The 17454-nt window shown below is 69.0% G+C and carries 19 protein-coding genes; 13 read left to right on the plus strand and 6 right to left on the minus strand.

Annotated features, from left to right (window positions below; translation table 11 throughout):
• On the minus strand, positions 1 to 393 hold the full coding sequence (gene rpsF, locus LL239_RS02630) for a 30S ribosomal protein S6 (protein ID WP_134125563.1): 393 nt from the start codon (positions 391 to 393) through the stop codon (positions 1 to 3).
• Positions 394 to 580: 187 nt separating this feature from the next.
• On the opposite strand from rpsF, the gene LL239_RS02635 reads away from it, so the two are divergent.
• Entirely contained in the window at positions 581 to 1669 is a 1089-nt protein-coding gene (locus LL239_RS02635) for a hypothetical protein (RefSeq protein WP_228161901.1), read from the plus strand.
• 139 nt (positions 1670 to 1808) lie between these two features.
• On the opposite strand, the gene LL239_RS02640 is transcribed toward LL239_RS02635, so the two are convergent.
• Both LL239_RS02640 and LL239_RS02645 read right to left on the minus strand, forming a co-directional pair.
• A complete protein-coding gene (locus LL239_RS02640) occupies positions 1809 to 2558 on the minus strand; it encodes a 3-hydroxybutyrate dehydrogenase (protein ID WP_228161902.1) in 750 nt (249 codons plus the stop codon).
• 6 nt (positions 2559 to 2564) lie between these two features.
• A complete protein-coding gene (locus tag LL239_RS02645; RefSeq protein WP_228161903.1) occupies positions 2565 to 3923 on the minus strand; it encodes an MFS transporter in 1359 nt (452 codons plus the stop codon).
• A gap of 103 nt (positions 3924 to 4026) precedes the next feature.
• On the opposite strand from LL239_RS02645, the gene LL239_RS02650 reads away from it, so the two are divergent.
• Entirely contained in the window at positions 4027 to 4929 is a 903-nt protein-coding gene (locus LL239_RS02650; RefSeq protein WP_228161904.1) for a LysR family transcriptional regulator, read from the plus strand.
• 170 nt (positions 4930 to 5099) lie between these two features.
• On the opposite strand, the gene sfnG is transcribed toward LL239_RS02650, so the two are convergent.
• Complete coding sequence (gene sfnG / locus LL239_RS02655; protein WP_228161905.1) at positions 5100 to 6233, minus strand: dimethylsulfone monooxygenase SfnG; 1134 nt, start codon at positions 6231 to 6233, stop codon at positions 5100 to 5102.
• Positions 6234 to 6355: 122 nt separating this feature from the next.
• Between sfnG and LL239_RS02660 the strand changes: the two genes are divergently transcribed.
• Complete coding sequence (locus LL239_RS02660; RefSeq protein ID WP_228161906.1) at positions 6356 to 7417, plus strand: LLM class flavin-dependent oxidoreductase; 1062 nt, start codon at positions 6356 to 6358, stop codon at positions 7415 to 7417.
• A gap of 302 nt (positions 7418 to 7719) precedes the next feature.
• On the opposite strand, the gene LL239_RS02665 is transcribed toward LL239_RS02660, so the two are convergent.
• Positions 7720 to 9033 carry an O-acetylhomoserine aminocarboxypropyltransferase/cysteine synthase family protein gene (locus tag LL239_RS02665; protein WP_228161907.1) on the minus strand — a complete coding sequence of 438 codons (1314 nt, stop codon included), beginning with the start codon at positions 9031 to 9033 and terminating at the stop codon, positions 7720 to 7722.
• Positions 9026 to 9967, minus strand: coding sequence for an ATP-grasp domain-containing protein (locus LL239_RS02670; RefSeq protein WP_228161908.1), 942 nt, complete (start codon positions 9965 to 9967; stop codon positions 9026 to 9028). The genes LL239_RS02665 and LL239_RS02670 overlap by 8 nt, the downstream gene beginning before the upstream one ends.
• Positions 9968 to 10131: 164 nt before the next feature.
• Between LL239_RS02670 and LL239_RS02675 the strand changes: the two genes are divergently transcribed.
• The 10 genes from LL239_RS02675 to LL239_RS02720 all read left to right on the plus strand — a co-directional run bounded on the left by LL239_RS02675 (position 10132) and on the right by LL239_RS02720 (position 17415).
• On the plus strand, positions 10132 to 10962 hold the full coding sequence (locus tag LL239_RS02675) for a class I SAM-dependent methyltransferase (protein ID WP_228161909.1): 831 nt from the start codon (positions 10132 to 10134) through the stop codon (positions 10960 to 10962).
• Positions 10963 to 11073: 111 nt separating this feature from the next.
• Positions 11074 to 11598, plus strand: coding sequence for a hypothetical protein (locus LL239_RS02680; RefSeq protein ID WP_228161910.1), 525 nt, complete (start codon positions 11074 to 11076; stop codon positions 11596 to 11598).
• Positions 11599 to 11623: 25 nt separating this feature from the next.
• Positions 11624 to 11854, plus strand: a complete 231-nt coding sequence (locus LL239_RS02685; RefSeq protein ID WP_228161911.1) for a hypothetical protein — start codon at positions 11624 to 11626, stop codon at positions 11852 to 11854.
• Positions 11855 to 11942: 88 nt separating this feature from the next.
• Positions 11943 to 12239 carry a hypothetical protein gene (locus LL239_RS02690; protein WP_228161912.1) on the plus strand — a complete coding sequence of 99 codons (297 nt, stop codon included), beginning with the start codon at positions 11943 to 11945 and terminating at the stop codon, positions 12237 to 12239.
• A 50-nt stretch (positions 12240 to 12289) separates the two neighbouring features.
• Positions 12290 to 12781 (plus strand): hypothetical protein, encoded by a 492-nt coding sequence (locus LL239_RS02695; protein ID WP_228161913.1) that lies wholly within the window; start codon positions 12290 to 12292, stop codon positions 12779 to 12781.
• A 68-nt stretch (positions 12782 to 12849) separates the two neighbouring features.
• Complete coding sequence (locus LL239_RS02700; protein ID WP_228161914.1) at positions 12850 to 13785, plus strand: ABC transporter ATP-binding protein; 936 nt, start codon at positions 12850 to 12852, stop codon at positions 13783 to 13785.
• Between the two features lie 126 nt (positions 13786 to 13911).
• Positions 13912 to 14577: an ABC transporter permease gene (locus tag LL239_RS02705; protein ID WP_267188889.1), complete on the plus strand. Its 666-nt coding sequence runs from the start codon at positions 13912 to 13914 to the stop codon at positions 14575 to 14577.
• A gap of 20 nt (positions 14578 to 14597) precedes the next feature.
• Positions 14598 to 15707, plus strand: a complete 1110-nt coding sequence (locus LL239_RS02710) for a sensor histidine kinase (RefSeq protein ID WP_228161916.1) — start codon at positions 14598 to 14600, stop codon at positions 15705 to 15707.
• A complete protein-coding gene (locus LL239_RS02715) occupies positions 15704 to 16309 on the plus strand; it encodes a response regulator transcription factor (RefSeq protein WP_228161917.1) in 606 nt (201 codons plus the stop codon). The genes LL239_RS02710 and LL239_RS02715 overlap by 4 nt, the downstream gene beginning before the upstream one ends.
• Before the next feature lie 220 nt (positions 16310 to 16529).
• A protein-coding gene (locus tag LL239_RS02720; RefSeq protein WP_228161918.1) for an IS5 family transposase occupies positions 16530 to 17415 on the plus strand; the annotation gives its coding sequence in 2 pieces (ribosomal slippage) (positions 16530 to 16880 and positions 16882 to 17415; 885 coding nt in all).
• Positions 17416 to 17454 lie beyond the last annotated feature (39 nt).

A 17454-nucleotide genomic window follows, 5' to 3' on the forward strand; every position in this document is an offset into this window, starting at 1 on the left:
TTACTTCGCAGCCTTCTCGGCGGACTCGACCTTGCGGGGAGCGGCAGCCTTGCGGGCGGCCTTCTCCTCGGAACGCTTCGCCTCGGCGGCGACCTGCGCGATGGCCTCCTCGGCGCGGAGGACCTTGGTGCGCATGATCTGCTCGCTCAGCTTCAGCTGACGGTCGAGCTCCTGCGTGGCCTCGCTCGTGGCGGTGAAGTCGACGACGGCGTAGATGCCCTCGTTCTTCTTCTTGATCTCGTAGGCCAGACGGCGGCGTCCCCAGACATCCACCTTCTCGATGGTTCCCCCATCGTTGGTGATGACCTTGAGGAACCCGTCGAGCTTCGGAGCGACCTGGCGCTCGTCGACCTCGGGGTCGAAGATGACCATGAGTTCGTACTGGTGCGTCACTAACCCACCTCCTTCGGACTAGAACGGCTGACGGGCATTTCCCGGCAGCAGGAGGGTGTGTTGCACGTCGTCTCGGGCTTACACGCGCATGGGCGTCGCCAGACAACCTTCGTAGTCTAACGGATGCCGTGACCCAGCGCGGAACCCGACCTCCCGGCATCCGGCCGCCCCTCGGTAGCGTGGGGCCATGAGCGGCACGGCCCTGGACACTACTGCCCTGACGAGACCGGTCCCCCGCGCCGACGTGCGCGCGTTCACCGCGCAACTGCGGCGCGAGGGCAAGCTCACGAGCGTCGCCTTCACGGCGATCGGGATCGTGCTGGTGGGCGGCATCTTCCTCGTGGTGGCGGTGCTGATGGCATCCGTCGTCAGCTTCGGACTGTTCGCGACGGACGGGCGGCCGAGCCCGATCGGCATCGGCTTCCTCATCTTCTTCGCGGCGGTCATCGCACTGATCGTCTACGCGCTCATCGTGCTGTTCCGCGGCCGCGCGGAGCGCCGCTACCGCCTCGCGCACTTCGCCGAGGCGAACGGGATGACGTGGACGCCGACCGAGCCCGACCCCGCCCTTCCGGGCATGATCTTCGCCGAGGGGCGCGATCGCGAGGCGACTGACGTCATCCGCGGTCCCCGGCCGCGCCTTGTCGAAGTCGGCAACTACACGTACAAGACCGGCTCGGGAAAGAGCGAGCAGACGCACAAGTGGGCGTACGTCCAGATGCGGCTCGACACGCCGCTCCCCCACATCGTGTTGGACGCCGTCGGCAACAACGGCCTGTTCGGCATCTCGAATCTGCCCGCGACCTTCGGCCGCGACCAGCGTCTGAGCCTTGAGGGCGACTTCGACCGGTACTTCGCGCTCTACTGCCCCAAGGGCTACGAGCGCGATGCGCTCTACCTCTTCACCCCGGACGTCATGGCGCGGTTCATCGACAACGCCGCGGCCCTCGACGTCGAGATCGTCGACGACCGCCTCTTCCTCTACGCGCGGCGCGAGCTGTCGACCACCGACCCCGCGGTGTGGGAATGGGTCTTCGGCACGGTCGGGGCGATCGACGACAAGCTCGCGCAGTGGGCGCGTTGGCGCGACGAGCGCCTTGCCGCGGAGGAGGCGCCCGCCGCCTCGCGCGTGCCACTGCTCACTCCCCCACCCGCCGGCGTCGCCCGGGAGGGGCGCCGACTGCGCCGCGGTTTCTCGTGGATCACCGCGGCGTTCGTCGTGCTCGGCGTGGGGTGGTGGCTGCTCACGGTGGTCTTCGACATGTTCGTACGCTGACCGGCCGCGGCCGGGTGTCCGGGTGTCCGGGGCTCCGGAGTTCCGGCCTCTTTCGCCGGGGTTCGGCCGGATTGCTCGGCGTTCCGGCCCGTTACTCCGGAGCGCGGCACAAGGCCCGCGCCGGACACAACGGCCGCACTCAGTGCGCCGACCAGCCGCCATCCATGACGTAGCTCGTTCCCGTGACCATCGCGGCATCCGGGCCCGCGAGCCACAGCGCCAGCGACGCGACCTCGGACGGCTCGACGAGCCGCTTGATCGCGGCATCCTTCAGGAGCACCTGCTCGAGCACCTCGGACTCCGGGATGCCATGCGCTCGCGCCTGGTCCGCGATCTGCTTCTCGACCAACGGCGACTGCACATACCCCGGGTCGATGCAGACGCTCGTGACCCCGCGCGGGCCTCCCTCGAGGGCCGTGGTCTTGGACAGACCCTCCAGGCCGTGCTTGGCGGTCACGTACGCCGACTTATATGCCGATGCGCGTATACCGTGCACGCTGGAGACGTTCAGCACGCGCCCGAACCCCCGCTCGTACATCCCGGGCAGGGCGGCGCGGATCAACAGAAAGGGTGCCTCGAGCATCAACCGCAGCATGAAGGAGAAGCGCTCGGGGGCGAACTCCTCGATCGGGCTGACGTGCTGGATGCCGGCGTTGTTGACCAGGATGTCGACGTCGAGGCTGAGGTCGGCCAGGGCCACCGTGTCCGACAGGTCGACCGCCCACGCGCGGCCGCCGATCTCGGCGGCGAGGGCGTCGGCACCCTCGGCGTTGAGATCGGCGACCGTCACGGTGGCCCCGGCCTCGGCGAACGACCGCGCGATCGCCGCGCCGATGCCGCTGGCACCGCCGGTGACGAGGGCGCGACGTCCGCTGAGGTCGATGCTCATGTGGTCCTACTTCCTGCGCGCGGCGTCGGCGGCGTCGATGTCGCGCAGCGAGATCCCGCGCGTCTCCTTGAGCGACAGTACGGTCACCGACGTCAGCGCGCACGCGACGACGATGTAGATGGCGATGGGCAGCCACGAGCCGAAGTCGCGCAGCCACTGCGTCGCGAGGATCGGAGCGAGCGACCCCGCCAGGATCGCGGTGACCTGGGCCCCGAGCGACACCCCCGAGTAGCGCATACGCGTCGGGAAGAGCTCCGCCATCACGGCCGGCTGCGGCGCGTACATGCCGGCGTGGAACACCAGGCCGATCGAGACGGCGGCGACGATCACCACCGGGTTGAGCGTGTCGAACATCGGAAAGGCGAAGAAGGCCCAGGTCGCACTGAGGACGGCGCCGGCGAGGTACACCGGCTTGCGGCCGATGCGGTCGGCGAGGCGCCCGAGTGGGGGGATCACGGCGAAATGGATGACGTGAGCGATCAGCAGCGCGAGGAGCAGCTGGCTCGTGTCGTACGAGTGGACGAACTTCAGGTACACGATCGAGAAGCTGACGACGATGTAGTAGACGATGTTCTCCGCGAACCGCACACCCATCGCCTGGACGACGCCCTTCGGGTAGCGGCGCAGCACCTCGACGACCCCGAACGACGTGGCCTTCTCCTGCTCGACCTGCTGCTTGGCCTCGAGGAAGATCGGCGCTTCCTCGACATGCGTGCGGATGTAGAAGCCGACGAGCACGATCACGGCCGAGAGCCAGAACGCGATGCGCCAGCCCCAGTCCAGGAACGCCGCGGGCGAGAGCACGAACGACGTCACGAGCAGCACCATCGTGGCCAGGAGGTTTCCGACCGGAACGGCGGCCTGCGGCCAGCTCGCCCAGAACGCCCGCGAGCGGTTCGGGCTCTGCTCGGCGACGAGCAGGACAGCCCCGCCCCATTCGCCACCCACCGCGAAGCCCTGGATGAAGCGGAGCGCCACGAGCATCGCGGGCGCCCAGTATCCGACGGAGGCGAAGCCGGGAAGGCATCCCATCAGGAAGGTCGCCGCACCGACGATGATGATCGTCGCCTGCAGCGTAGGCTTACGGCCGAACCGGTCGCCGATCTGGCCGAAGACGATGCCGCCGAGCGGACGGGCGACGAAGCCGACGGCATACGTGACGAAGGCGGCGATGATGCCGTCGAGCGGTGAGCCCGACGACGGGAAGAAGAACGTGCCGAACACCAGGCTCGCGGCCGTGGCGTAGAGGAAGAACTCGTACCACTCGACGACGGTGCCGGCCATGGAGGCGGCGACGACGCGGCGGATCTTGCTGGTCGAGATATCAGGGGAGGCGCTGCGTTGCGCTGCGGTGGGGGATTCCATGCTGCTCCTTCGGTGTCGACGGTGACATCCGGGAAGAGTTTGCGCCGCGACCCGTGCTGCGGCAATGCCCAGAGATGCGGGTACGATGTGCACAATTGCACACATGGATGCCACGAACGTCCGCGCTGACGACCTCCTGATGCTCCTCGCGGTCGCTCGGACCGGCCGCTACACCGCCGCAGCGCAGGTACGCGGCGTCGACCACACCACCGTCGCGAGACGCATCGCCGCCCTCGAGGACGCACTCGGCGGGCGCGTCGTCGCCGCCTCGGGCCGCGGCTGGGAGCTCACCGCACTCGGGCAGCACGCCGTCGAGACGGCGGGCCGCATCGAGGCCGCGATGTCACGGCTGTCCGGCGGGGGAGAGGAGCCCGATCCGGTGTCCGGGGTCGTCAGGATGTCGGCCACCGACGGCTTCAGCGCCTACATCGCCTCTCCCGCGATCGCGGCGTTGCGTCAGCGGCATCCCGAGCTCTCTGTCGAGATCGTGGCGACGCAACGACGGGCCGCCCTGCACCGTCCCGGCCTCGACCTGGAGGTGGTGGTGGGGGAGCCGCAGACATCGCGTGGCACCGCGACCCGGCTCGGCACGTACACCCTCGGAATGTACGCGTCGCGGGCGTACCTGGAGCGCGAGGGGACGCCTCGCGACCTCGCCGAGCTGGAGCGCCACCGACTCGTCTACTTCGTCGACTCGATGCTGCAGGTGGAGGCGCTCGACCTTCCGCGACGGCTCGTGCCGCGCATGCGCGACGGCGTCACGTCGACCAATGTGTTCGTGCACGTGGAAGCGACACGGGTAGGTGCCGGAATCGGCATGCTTCCGTGTTTCGCCGCGGACCGGCACGACGATCTGGTGCGTCTGCTGCCCGAGAGCGTCGACGAACGCCTGCCGTATTGGATGATCGTGCGCTCGGATTCGTTGCGGATCCCCGCCGTGGCGGCCCTCGCGGACGCCCTCCGCGCGCAGACCGCGCTGTCTCAGCCCATGCTCGACGGCGCGTGAGTCGTATACGCGCCGCCGCATACCTCCCACGTCTCTCCTTCGCCGAGTGTCCAAGACACGCCGTATCCGGCAGTACCCATGCGGCGTGTCTTGGACACTCGACATGGAGCGGAGAGCCCGACGCGGAGGGCGGCGCGGAGCACTCGGCGCGGAGGGCGGCGCGGAGGGGGTCAGCGGCCGGCGACGCCGATCGGGTCGCCGGTGCGGGCGAGGTCGGCCTCGAGTTCGCGCACGATCGGGATCACGGTCTCGCCGAACCGCTCGAGTTCTTCCTGGAAGTGCAGGAACCCCAGAAGGAAGAGGTCGACGCCGCGCTTCTTGTACTCGATGATCCGCTCGGCGATCTGCTGCGCGTCGCCGAAGAGCTGGGTGCGGAACCCGTCGTTGTACTGCACGAGGTCGTCGAACGACGAGTCGGCCCACATGCCCTTCTTGTCGCTGGTGGCGTTGCCCGCCTCCTGCACGCTCTTGCGGAATCCCTCGACCGCGCCGTCGTCGGCGTGCGCGATGATCTCGCGCAGCTGCTGCTCGGCTTCGGCGCGGCTGTCCCGCTGGATCACGAAGCCGTTGAGGCCGAAGCGCGTCCGGCGTCCGTGCTCCGCCGCGACACGGGTGACGTCGTCGTACTGCTCGGTGAAGCCGTCGAAGTCCTTGCCGTTCGAGAAGTACCAGTCGGCGTAGGCGCCGCCGTTGAAGCGGGCCGCGGTGGAGTTGCCGCCCTGGAAGATGTCCGGGTGGGCGCGCCCCGGCACGTCGTACGGGAACGGACGCAGCGTGAAGTCGGTGATGTCGTAGTACTTGCCGTGGAACGAGAACTTCTCCTGCGTCCACAGGCCGCGCAGGACCTGGATGAACTCCGCGGCACGCTCGTAACGCTCGTCGTGCTCGAGCCACTCGAGGCCCAGGTCGGTGTACTCGTCCTTGAACCAGCCGCTCACGACGTTGACCGCGGCGCGGCCGTGAGAGAACTGGTCCGCGGTGTTGATGAACTTCGCGAGGACCGCCGGATGCCAGATGCCGGGGTGGATGGCCGAGATCACCTTCAGCTTCTCGGTGGCGAGCAGCAGTGCGAGGCTGATCGACGTGGACTCGTGCTGCTGTGCGGCGCCGTAGCTGGAGGCGTACCGCACCTGACTGAGCGCGTACTCGAAGCCGACGCGCTCGGCGGTGCGTGCGAGTTCGACGTTGTACTCCAGGCTCCAGTCGGTGCGCTGGGGGATCGAGCTGATCACCAGACCGCCGCTGACGTTCGGCACCCAGTAGGCGAACTTCAGCGGCTCATGCGTGGGGGCGATGTCGTTCATGGAACCTCCTCGTGACGGGACCCGGCTACGGTCGCACCCCCCGCGAGGGCGGTCAACGACATATGACGGCCCGTGTCCTCGCGTGACGACACACTCCGTACAGCCGGGTGAGGATGGATGCCATGACTTCCCCCCAGCGCGTCCGCTTCGGTTACTGGACCCCGATCTTCGGCGGATGGCTCCGCAACGTCGACGACGAGCAGACCCCTGTGTCGTTCGCGCACATCGCGGAGATCGCGCGCGCTGCGGAGGAGGGCGGCTTCGACCTGACGCTGATCCCCGAGTTGAACCTCAACGACATCAAGGGCGTCGAGGCGCCGTCCCTCGATGCCTGGGCGGTGACCGCGGGGTTGGCCGCCGTGACCTCGAAGCTCGAACTCCTCGCCGCTGTGCGGCCGGGCTTCCACAGCCCCTTCCACACCGCGAAGCAGGCGGCGACGATCGACGAGATAAGCGGCGGCCGGTTCACCCTCAACGTCGTTTCCGCGTGGTGGGCGGAGGAGGCCAAGCAGTACGACGGCCTCTTCAGCGCACACGACGACCGCTATGCCCGCACGATCGAGTGGGTCGAGGTGCTGCGCGGACTGTGGACGCAGACGCCGTTCGCCTTCGAGGGCGAGTACTACCGCACCGAAGGCACCTACCTCGAGCCGAAGCCCCGCGTGATCCCGCGTCTGTACGCCGGAGGCGAGAGCGAGGCCGGTCGCACGGCGATCACCCGCTTCGCCGACGCCTATCTCACCCACGGCGGCACCCTCGACGAGCTCGAGACGAAGGTGGGGGACATGCGGCGACGCCGCGCGGAGGCGGGCGCGACACCGTTCGAGGCCTTCGGCATGGCGGCGTACGCGATCGTCCGCGACACCGAGGAAGAGGCGCAGGCCGAGATCGACCGCATCACCGACGTGCGCGGGGGAGCGGCCTACGGCTCGTACCAGGAGTTCGTGAGCAAGTCGAAGCTCGACACCCAGGTCGACCTCAAGGAGTACTCGGTCTCGAACCGGGGCCTCCGCCCCAACCTCGTCGGTACGCCCGACCAGGTCGCCGAGCGCATCATCGCGTTCGCGAACGTCGGCGTCTCGACGCTGCTGCTGCAGTTCTCGCCCCACCTGCCTGAGCTGCAGCGCTTCGCCGCCGAGGTGATCCCGCGCGTGCGGCGCCTCGAGGCGCTGCGCGACGCCTGACGCCGCGCTGCGGGTTCCGCGTCGCGACCCGGGTCCGGGTCCGGGCTACGCCGGGGACCCGGGGCGGGTCCGGGCTACGCCGGGGACCCGGGGCGGGCCCGGGCTACGCCGCACCCCGTTGGGTCTCCCACCAGCCGACGCGGACGCCGGCGCGTCGACGCCGGCCAGGACGCCGGCGCACGCACGGACGCCGGGGTACCGACGCCGATCGGGACGTCGGCGCACGCACGGACGCCGGCATGTCGACGCCGGGGCGCGCACGGGAAGGCCTAGAACCGCCCCGCCTCCCGGAATCCGGCCCCTTACGCCGCCGCGCGGAGCGCCTGGTCGAGGTCGGCGATGAGGTCGGCGGCATCCTCGAGTCCGATCGACAGGCGGATGAGCCCGTCGTGGATGCCGAGGCGGTCTCGGATCTCCTGCGTGAAGCCGAGGTGCGTCGTGGTGGCGGGGTGCAGCGCCATCGACCGCGTGTCGCCGATGTTCGTCATACGGCTGAACAGGCGCAGTGCGTCGAAGAAGCGCTCGGCGCCGTCGCGTCCGCCGCGCACCGTGAACGAGAACACCGACCCGGTGAGGCCGCTGTAGTCGCGGACGGCGAGCGCATGCTGCGGGTGCGAGGGGAGGCCGGCGAAGTCGACGCTCTCGACGAGCGCATGTCCGTCGAGCCATTCGGCGATCTCGCGGGCGGATGCCAGGTGCTGACGCATCCGCACCGAGAGTGTCTCCATGCCCTGCTGCAGCAGGAAGCCGTTCAGCGGCGACAGTGCGGGGCCGGTGTCGTTGGCGATGCCGAACCGGAGATACAGCTCGAAGGCGCGGGGACCGAAGGCGTCGACGAACGAGGCGCGTCCGGCGATCGGGGTCTCGGTGATGCCGGGGTAGGGACGCGTGGCTCCGGCCCAGTCGAACGTTCCCCCGTCGACGATGGCGCCGGCGAGGTTGGCACCGTGACCGGAGAGGAACTTCGTCGCGGAGTGCACGACGACGTGGGCACCCTGCTCGAAGGGACGAAGCAGGAACGGCGTCGCGATCGTGTTGTCGACGACGAGGGGCAGGCCGTGGCGTGCGGCGATCCGCGCGACGTGCGCGATGTCGACGACGTCGTTCTTGGGGTTGGGGAGCGTCTCGGTGAAGATCGCCTTCGTCTCGGGGCGGATCAGGGCGTCCCACTCGGCGTCGTCTTCCGGATCCCAGACGTACTCGACGGTGACGCCCATCCGCGCGAACGTGCGGCCGAACAGCACCCGCGTGCCGCTGTAGATGCTCGCGGTCGACACGATGTGCTCGCCCGCACCCGCGAGTCCCAAGAGCGTCGTCGTGATGGCCGCCTGCCCCGACCCGACGACGAGCGCCCCCGTTCCGCCTTCGAGAGACGCGAGTCGCGCTTCGGCGACCTGGTTCGTGGGGTTGAGGTTGCGCGAGTACAGATGCCCGAGGTCGGAGCCGCCGAAGCGGTCGGTCGCCTCTTGGAACGACGCGAACCGGTACGCCGCCGAGAGGTGCACGGGCGTGACACGGGAGCCGTGCGTGAGATCTTCGACCTCACCGGCGTGCACCTGTCGGGTCGCGAATCCGAATCCGTCCCAGTCGCGGTGGGGTTCTGCCGGCTCAGCCACGCACACCGACCGCCTCGTGCGGCAGCAGCGCACCGAGCCAGCGGGCGATCTCGCGCGGCCCGGAACGAGGGGCGGATGCCTCGACGTCGGGGTTGTAGTTCGTGTTGGTGTTCACGTCGTAGGTGACGACGCGGCCGTCACGCGTCTCGATGAACTCGATGCCGGCGACGCCGATGCCCTCGGCCGCGAGGAACGCCAGGTACCGGTCGATGATCGCGGGGTCGACGTCGTCGCGGAGGCGGAAGAGCGGCTCGGGCTCCACGCCATCGGAACCGGGGATCGCGCACGCCTCGGCCGGGCAGAGCTCGAAGCTGCCCGCGCTCGTGTCGACCCGCACGGCGTAGACGAACTCGCCCCCGACGAACTCGGCACGCGTGATGAACGGCGCCCGCGCGATCAGCAGCTCCTGCAGCAGCGTGATGCCGTCGGGGGAGGGCTCGAAGTCGGGACCGGAGACCCAGGCGGCGAACTCGGCGTGCGACTCCCACCGGCGCACGCCGAGGCCCTTGCCACCCTGGTTGTGCTTGCTGATAAAGGGAGCCTCGAAGTCCTCGGCCTTCGCCGCGAGCTGTGCGGTGCCGAAGACCGCCGCCGTGCGCGGCACCTCGATGCCGGCGTGCCGCAGGGCGGCGTGCTGCGCGACCTTGCTGACCTCGAGCTCGAGCACGTCGGCACCGTTCACGACCGTCCGCCCCCACGAGGCGAGCCACCGCAGCACGGCGCGGCCGTACTCCTTGCTCGCCGCGTGGTCGCGCGTGTGCGCCGAAGCGCTGAGGCGTGACCAGAACACCCCCTCGGGCGGCTCGACGGACAGGTCGATGGAGCCATCCGTCAGAAGCCATTCCTTCAGCGGAATACCCTCCGCTTCGAAGGCCGCCTGGAACGGCGGAAGCCACTGGGGGTTCTCATGGATCACGTACACACTGCCCGACATGCCGCCAGGCTAACCCGGGCCTCCGACAGCGGCACAGACCCGCGTCACGCACGGTCACGACGGCCCGCACGCACCGCACGACCGCGACGTCCCGACGCTCGCGGCCTGGCCCCCTGGCATCCGGGTGTGTATCGTCACAAGGCTGTGCCGACGGAAGGGATGCCATGTCCACCGAGTACCTCGACGCGAACCGCGCCAACTGGAATGAGCGCGCGACTCTGCACGCCGCCCGCGACGGGTCGGGCTATGGCGTGCTGCGCTACGTCGAGGACCGCGGCGCACTCAGCGACGTCGTCACGTTCGACCGGCCTCTGCTCGGCGATCTCACCGGGAAGCGCGCGGTCCACCTGCAGTGCCACATCGGCACCGACACTCTGTCGCTCGCGCGCCTGGGTGCGCGCGTGTCGGGCCTGGATTTCTCGGAGAACGCGATCGCCGAAGCCCGTCGGCTCGTCGCTGAGACCGGGGATGACGTCGATTTCGTCCAATCGGACGTCGCGCACGCCCTCGACGTCCTTCCCCCGGGTGCGTTCGATCTCGTCTACACGGGTATCGGAGCGCTGTGCTGGCTACCGTCGATCACCGAGTGGGCCGGCATCGTCGCGGATCTGCTGGCGCCGGGAGGCACGCTGCACCTCCGCGAGGGGCACCCGGTGCTGTGGTCGATGAATGAGACGCTGCCGGGCCTCACGCTCGCGTTCCCCTACTTCGAGCAGCCCGTGCCCCTGGAGTGGGATGACGACACGACCTACGTCGAGGTGCCGGTGCCGCTGCAGTCCACGCGAACGTACGAGTGGAACCGCGGGCTCGGCGAGATCGTCACCGCACTGCTCGATCGCGGTCTCCGGCTCGAAGCGCTGATCGAACACGACAGCGTCCCGTGGGAGGCGCTCTCGGGGCGCATGACCCTGCGTCCCGACGGTGAGTATGCGCTCACCGAGCAGCCGTCGGTCATGCCGCTGAGCTACACGATCCGGGCGTCGAAGCCGGCCTGAGCGGGCGCAGGATCCTCGGCGACCAGCGGAGTGTCAAGACCCGCGAGGCCCACTCGCGTGCCGTGGAAGAGTACACCGATGGAGCCGAGAGCCATCGAACGAACAGCTCCGATGACGTTCCGGAGCACCGCTGCGGCGGTCGCCGCACTCGCCCTCACCGCCGTCGGGGTAGCGGGCTGCACTGCGCAGACGACGAACGCGGACTCGCCGCCGCCCGTGGTGTCCGAGACTCCCTCACCCACGCCAACCGACGACGCTCGTGCCGACGAGGCGATGCTGCCGATCCCCGTCGACGAGATCGGCGACTGGGCGGAGACGGCGGTGCCACCCTCCGACAGCGGTGCGCTGACGGGCAGGCTGACCGGCTGGATGAGCCAGAACACGTCCCCGCATCAGCGGAACTCCTTCGAGTTTCTCGAGGCCGGCGACTATCAGGGCCAGCTCGCCTGCCGTGGTGGCGGAACCATCGTCCTGTCCGCCGGAGAACTCGGCAGCGAGTCCCTCGCCGACACGGTCTCGTGCGACAACTCGACGATCGCGTTCGGCGTGTCCATATCGCAGACCGGGATGACGATCGACCTCGATCTCGAGGGAGATCCGTCGATCTACGCGGTGTCACTCACGCGAATGGGGTGACGACACCGCCTACGTCGAGGTTCCGGTGCCGCTGCAGACCACGCGAACGTACGAGTGGAACCGCCGGCTCGGCGAGATCGTCACCGCGCTGCTCGATCGCGGGGTGCGGCTCGACGCGCTGATCGAGCACGACAGCGTCCCGTGGGAGGCTCTGCCGGGCCGCACGACCCTGCGTCCCGACGGTGAGTGTGCGCTGACGGAGCAGCCGTCGGTCATGCCGCTGAGCTATACGATCCGCGCGTTGAAGCCGTTCTGACCAGGACTTCTCCGGTCGAAGATGAGAACAAGATGAGATTGTCCACAACCCTCTGAGGGTGAGCAGCGGCCCCGATTAGGTTCGGACGATGCGGTACTCGGTGGATGCCACGGCGGTGACGGCCCTCGTCACCGAAGTCGCGTCATGCCTGGACGACGCGACGACAGCTGCCGCACAGGTTCTCACGGCCGCCGATGATGCGGTCGGCATCGAGACTCGAATCGTCTCCGACCCCACGCCCACCGTGTTCGGTCGGGGCGGTCCTGTCAACGCCATCTCGTTCGGCACCGCGCCGGGATACACAATCAGCCTCGGCGGAGTGCGCGTGCCGGGCGACCCGCTCGATTACCACGACGACACCCTCACGCCAGCGCCGAGTTCCTGATGCACTGCCTCGATCGCTGCGCCGAGAATCGCCCAATCGCCGCGAAGCGGGTGGACGCCACCCGCACCGCACTGATACTCCTCGCGGCGGGCGCGCTCGCCCTCACCGGCTGTGCACCGACCCCGCTGCCGACGTACGAAGCGGTGCGCGGCGAAGCTCAGGCCGCGATGCAGCGCGTGGTCGACGAACTCCCTGCCGGCCTCGAGGTTGCGAAGAATCCCTCGGACAATCCCTTCGGATGCTCGGGAGACGGGGTCTTCTACACGGGTCAGTGGACCATCGACACGCCGGAGAGCTTCGACGGTCAGGCGTTCGTCGACGGGCTGCCCGCAGCCCTCGGTGAGGACTTCCTCGTCGAGGAGACACGCCTCGAGCTCAGCTACCCGGCGGTCAGCTTCATCGCCACCGGCTACGCCAACAGCACTGTCGATGTCTCCGTCCTCACACGCGACGAGGGAATCGTCGTCGATATCCTCTCGACGTCGCGATGCGCGCAGCGACCCGCGACAGAAGCGCCGCAACGCCTGACGCCGCACCCATGACGAACGTCACCCCCACAAGGTGACCGCCGCCCCAGGCACGGGGCACGGCGCCGGGCCAGCATGAGGACATGACCTCCACCACCACCGGCCCCGCCGCGATCGACGCGCGGGGCGTCGTCAAGAGCTTCGGCTCCGTCCACGCCGTCCGCGGCGTCGATCTGCGGGTGCAGCCCGGCGAGATCGTGGCGTTCCTCGGCCCGAACGGCGCCGGCAAGACCACGACGATCGACATGATCCTCGGCCTCACGAACCCCGACGCCGGCTCCATCGAGGTGTTCGGACACACCCCGCGCGGAGCGGTGTCGCGCGGCCTTGTCTCCGCCGTCCTGCAGACCGGGGGTCTCCTGAAAGACCTCACGGTCCGCGAGACGGTCGAGCTCACGGCATCCTTGTTCGCCGAGAAGCGTCCCGTCGACGAAGCGCTGGAGCGGGCTGGCATCCGGGATCTGGCGAGCCGCCGCGTCGGACTCTGCTCGGGCGGCGAGCAGCAGCGGCTGCGCTTCGCGATGGCGCTCGTGAGCGATCCAGCGCTGCTGATCCTCGATGAACCGACCACCGGCATGGACATCGAGGCGCGCCGGTCGTTCTGGAACGCGATCCGGACGGATGCCGCCCGCGGCCGCACCGTGATGTTCGCGACGCACTACCTCGACGAGGCCGACGAGTACGCCGACCGCATCGTGCTGATGAGTCGCGGGCAGATCGTGGCCGACGGGACGACCGCCGAGATCAAGAACCTCGTCTCGGGTCGGGTCGTGCAGGCGACCATCCCGGATGCCGATCTCGCGGCGTTGGCGTCGCTCGCGGGCGTCGACTCGGTCGAGGTCTCCGGCGAGCGCGTGACGCTGCACACGCGGGACTCCGACGCGCTCGCCCGGCACCTGCTCACCGCCACCGCCGCGCGGGATCTCGAGATCACCGCGCAGAAACTCGAGAGCGTGTTCGTCGCGCTCACCATCGACTCCCCGGCATCCGCCGACGCTGCGAACGGAGCACTCCGATGACCGCCATCCGCCTCGATCGCCCCGCACCCGTCCTGGGCGGCTTCACCCTGACGTATCTGCGGATCGAGCTGGTGCGGAAGCTCCGCAATCCGCGCGCTGTTCTTCACGGTGGCGTTCCCGGTGCTGATGTTCTTCATCGTCGGGTACCAGTGGCTCGACGAGCCGCTGACGAGCGTTCCGCTGGCCGACGGGGGAGTGTCGGTGGCCGCGTACATCATGGTGTCGATGGCGATGTACGGAGCGATGATGTCGGCGACCCAGACGGGTGCCGCGGTCGCGGTCGAGCGCGCGCAGGGCTGGACGCGTCAGCTGCGCCTCACCCCGCTCAGCCCGCTCGTCAACGTGATTATCAAGCTCGCGGCCGGCATGGTGTTCGGACTCGTCGCCGTGGTCGCAACCTATGTCGTGGCATCCATTTCGGGGGTCGAGTTGTCGGCGGTGCAGTGGGTCGTCACCGGGGTCGCCGCGTGGTTGCTGGCCGGGGCGGTGTTCACGACGCTCGGACTCATGGTCGGGTACATGGTGCCGGGCGAGAACGTCGCGCAGATCACGAGCCTCGCGGTGGTGCTGATGTCGTTCCTCGGTGGGCTGTTCTACCCGCTTTCGTCGATGCCCGACTTCCTGCAGACGGTCGGCAAGCTCACGCCCGTGTACGGCATCGCGCAGCTCGCGCGTGCGCCGTTGACGGGGGATGCCTTCGACCTCGGCGCCCTGATCAACGCGGTGGTGTGGCTCGTGGTGTTCGTCGCCGGCACGGTGTACTTCTTCCGGCGGGACACGCGGCGTTCGTGAGCCGCCCTATCGTGAACGACATGGACGAGACGACCGGCCCGGGGCGCGTGCGCGCTTCGGGCCGCCGCTCGTTCACGCGCGGGTGGTTCATCGGCGGCGGACTCTCGCTGATCTGGACCGTTCCCACGCTGCTGTCGGTCTGGGAGGTCCCCCACCTCGGAGCGAACCTCGTCGGCACGGCCATCGTCGTGGTGTTCGCGGCGGTGTTCCTCGCGAGCGTGCCGTTCGCACGCCGAACTCCCGCGAGCTGGCAGAGGGTGATCCCCGCCGCGGTGATGTTCGCACTGAGCCTGGGCCTGGCCCCGCTCATCGGCGACGACGTGCGGTGGATGTGGACGTTCATCGGCGTCGCGATCGCGGTGTCGAACATCGGGCGGCGACCCACCTGGATTCTCGTGCTGCCGCTGAGCGCCCTGTCGTTCGCGGTGGGGGAGTGGACCGGCGCCGACACCTTCACGAGCTTCCTGAACTCGGCGATCATCCTGTCCGTCTCGGTCATGATGCTGAGCTTCATCGAGAACATCACGACGCTCGAGCGGCTTCGCACCGCTCAGGAGCAGGTCGCCGAACTCGCCGCCGAGCGGGAGCGCAGCCGGGTCGCGCGCGACGTACACGACATCCTCGGCCACTCGCTGACCGTGATCACGGTGAAGGCCGAGCTGGCCGGACGACTGATGGATGCCGGCTCCCCGGCCGCCCGCGACGAGGTGGCGCAGATCGAGCAGCTGTCGCGCGGCGCGCTGGCCGACGTCCGCGCCACGGTGCACGGGTATAGAGGCGTGAGCATCAGCGGCGAGCTCGCCGCGGCCCGCGCGGCGCTGGAGAGCGCCGGGGTTGCGGCCGAGCTGCCCGGGTCGACGGATCAGGTGCCGTCGGACCGGCGTGAACTCGCGGGGTGGGTGGTCCGCGAGGCGGTGACGAACGTGGTGCGGCACGCCGAGGCATCCGTGTGCCGGGTGTCGCTGGACGCGCGGTCGGTGGAGGTTGCGGATGACGGGCGCGGGCCGTCTGATGCGCCGTCGTCCGGCTCGGGACTGTCGGGGCTGCGCGAGCGCGTGGAGACGGCGGGTGGCCGCACGACCGTGGGGCCCAGCGACCTCGGCGGATTCCGTGTGAGGGTGACGTGGTGATCCGACTTCTCATCGCCGACGACCAGGCGCTCGTCCGCGGGGCCCTGGCCGCGCTGCTTGGTCTGGAGCCCGACATCGAGGTCGTTGCCCAGGTCGGCCGCGGCGACGAGGTGGTCGAGGCCGCGCGTACGTCCGAGGCGACCGTGGCGCTGCTCGACATCGAGATGCCGGGCATCGACGGAATCGCCGCCGCGTCATTGTTGCGAACGCAGGTTCCCGGATGCCGCGCCCTCATCGTCACGACCTTCGGCCGGCCGGGCTATCTGGCGCGTGCCATGCAGGCCGGGGCTTCGGGGTTCGTCGTGAAGGACACGCCCGCGGCGGAATTGGCTGATGCGGTGCGGCGGGTGTCGCAGGGGCTGCGAGTTGTCGACCCTGTCTTGGCGGCGGAGTCGCTGGCGCAGGGCGATTCGCCGCTCACCGAGCGTGAGACCGACGTGTTGGCCGCGGCCCGCGCCGGAGGGTCGATCGCCGATATCGCGCGGATGGTTCACCTGTCCGAGGGCACGGTGAAGAATCACCCGTCCAGCGCGATCGGGAAGACCGGCGGGCGGAATCGCGCGGATGCCGTGCGGGTGGCGGTGGAGCGGGGGTGGCTGTGAGGTACGGACGGTCGCAGTGACGTGCCGTGACGAAAGGACGACTATTACGAGCACAGCCGTGCAACCTCCGTTCGGCGTGACGACGCGAGATCCCGTCATTTCGTCGGAGCCGAAGAACGTGAAGATGAATGGACTGTCGATCGTGACGTTGTTCGCCTACGCGACGACGGCTAGGGCGTGTCTCGTAACTTTCGGGTGATCGTCGTCTGAGACTTGGGGTGTGTCGCGTACTCAAGTTCTCTCGGACGTTGCGTGGGCTCGGATCGAGCCGTTGATGCCGAAGGCGTCGCCGAAGGGTGGGCGGCCCTTCAGTGATCACCGGCCGATCGTGGAGGGCATCATCTGGCGCTTCCGGACCGGCTCGCCATGGAGGGATGTGCCAGCTGAGTTCGGTCCCTGGCAGACGGTGTGGCGTCGTCACAGCGAGTTGAGCAAGGACGGCACCTGGGACAGGATCCATGCCGAACTGCTCGCCGACGCGGACACTGCGGGCGAGTTGGTGTGGGATGTGAGCGTGGACTCCACGGTGAACCGTGCGCATCAGCACGCGACGAACCTCCCTCGCGACACAGGGGGCTGAATCGAATTACAGGAATCCACGCGAAGAGCCGCCCGATCATGCGATCGGCCGGTCACGGGGCGGATTGTCGACGAAGATCCATCACCTCGTCGATGGCAAGGGCGGTCCGCTGGTCGTGCTCGTCGGCCCCGGGCAGGCCGGTGACGCACCGATGTTCCCGATCCTGATGAGCCACCTCCGCGTCGCCCGCCGCGGGCCCGGCAGACCCCGCACCAGACCCGACCGCGTCCGCGGCGACAAGGCCTACTCGTCTCGCGCTATCCGGCAGCACCTGCGCGATCGCGACATCGTCTCGGTCATCCCCGAGCCCTCCGACCAGCAAGGGCACCGCAAGCGACGCGGCTCCCGCGGCGGCCGACCCGTGACCTACGACCGCCACGACTACAAGGGCCGCAACGTCGTCGAACGCGGTTTCAACGAAGACAAGCAATGGCGGGGCCTGGCCACCCGCTACGACAAACTCGCCCGCAACTACCGCGGCGGAGCAGTCCTGAGAGCCATCACCATCTGGCTCAAACGGTTATGAGACACGCCCTAGGGGCCTACCGTGTGCGGGGAACGACCG

Origin of the sequence: Microbacterium testaceum, from assembly GCF_020781835.1 — a bacterium.
Lineage (GTDB): Bacteria > Actinomycetota > Actinomycetes > Actinomycetales > Microbacteriaceae > Microbacterium > Microbacterium testaceum_H.

Bases quoted from the DNA above. Each gene is read 5' to 3' on its own strand.
- LL239_RS02635 (WP_228161901.1), top strand. From the start codon at position 581: ATGAGCGGCACGGCCCTGGACACTACTGCCCTGACGAGACCGGTCCCC.
- LL239_RS02640 (WP_228161902.1), bottom strand. From the start codon at position 2,558: ATGAGCATCGACCTCAGCGGACGTCGCGCCCTCGTCACCGGCGGTGCC.
- LL239_RS02645 (WP_228161903.1), bottom strand. From the start codon at position 3,923: ATGGAATCCCCCACCGCAGCGCAACGCAGCGCCTCCCCTGATATCTCG.
- LL239_RS02670 (WP_228161908.1), bottom strand. From the start codon at position 9,967: ATGTCGGGCAGTGTGTACGTGATCCATGAGAACCCCCAGTGGCTTCCG.
- LL239_RS02690 (WP_228161912.1), top strand. From the start codon at position 11,943: ATGCGGTACTCGGTGGATGCCACGGCGGTGACGGCCCTCGTCACCGAA.
- LL239_RS02680 (WP_228161910.1), top strand. From the start codon at position 11,074: ATGACGTTCCGGAGCACCGCTGCGGCGGTCGCCGCACTCGCCCTCACC.
- LL239_RS02675 (WP_228161909.1), top strand. From the start codon at position 10,132: ATGTCCACCGAGTACCTCGACGCGAACCGCGCCAACTGGAATGAGCGC.
- LL239_RS02705 (WP_267188889.1), top strand. From the start codon at position 13,912: ATGTTCTTCATCGTCGGGTACCAGTGGCTCGACGAGCCGCTGACGAGC.
- LL239_RS02700 (WP_228161914.1), top strand. From the start codon at position 12,850: ATGACCTCCACCACCACCGGCCCCGCCGCGATCGACGCGCGGGGCGTC.
- LL239_RS02710 (WP_228161916.1), top strand. From the start codon at position 14,598: ATGGACGAGACGACCGGCCCGGGGCGCGTGCGCGCTTCGGGCCGCCGC.
- LL239_RS02650 (WP_228161904.1), top strand. From the start codon at position 4,027: ATGGATGCCACGAACGTCCGCGCTGACGACCTCCTGATGCTCCTCGCG.
- LL239_RS02660 (WP_228161906.1), top strand. From the start codon at position 6,356: ATGACTTCCCCCCAGCGCGTCCGCTTCGGTTACTGGACCCCGATCTTC.
- sfnG (WP_228161905.1), bottom strand. From the start codon at position 6,233: ATGAACGACATCGCCCCCACGCATGAGCCGCTGAAGTTCGCCTACTGG.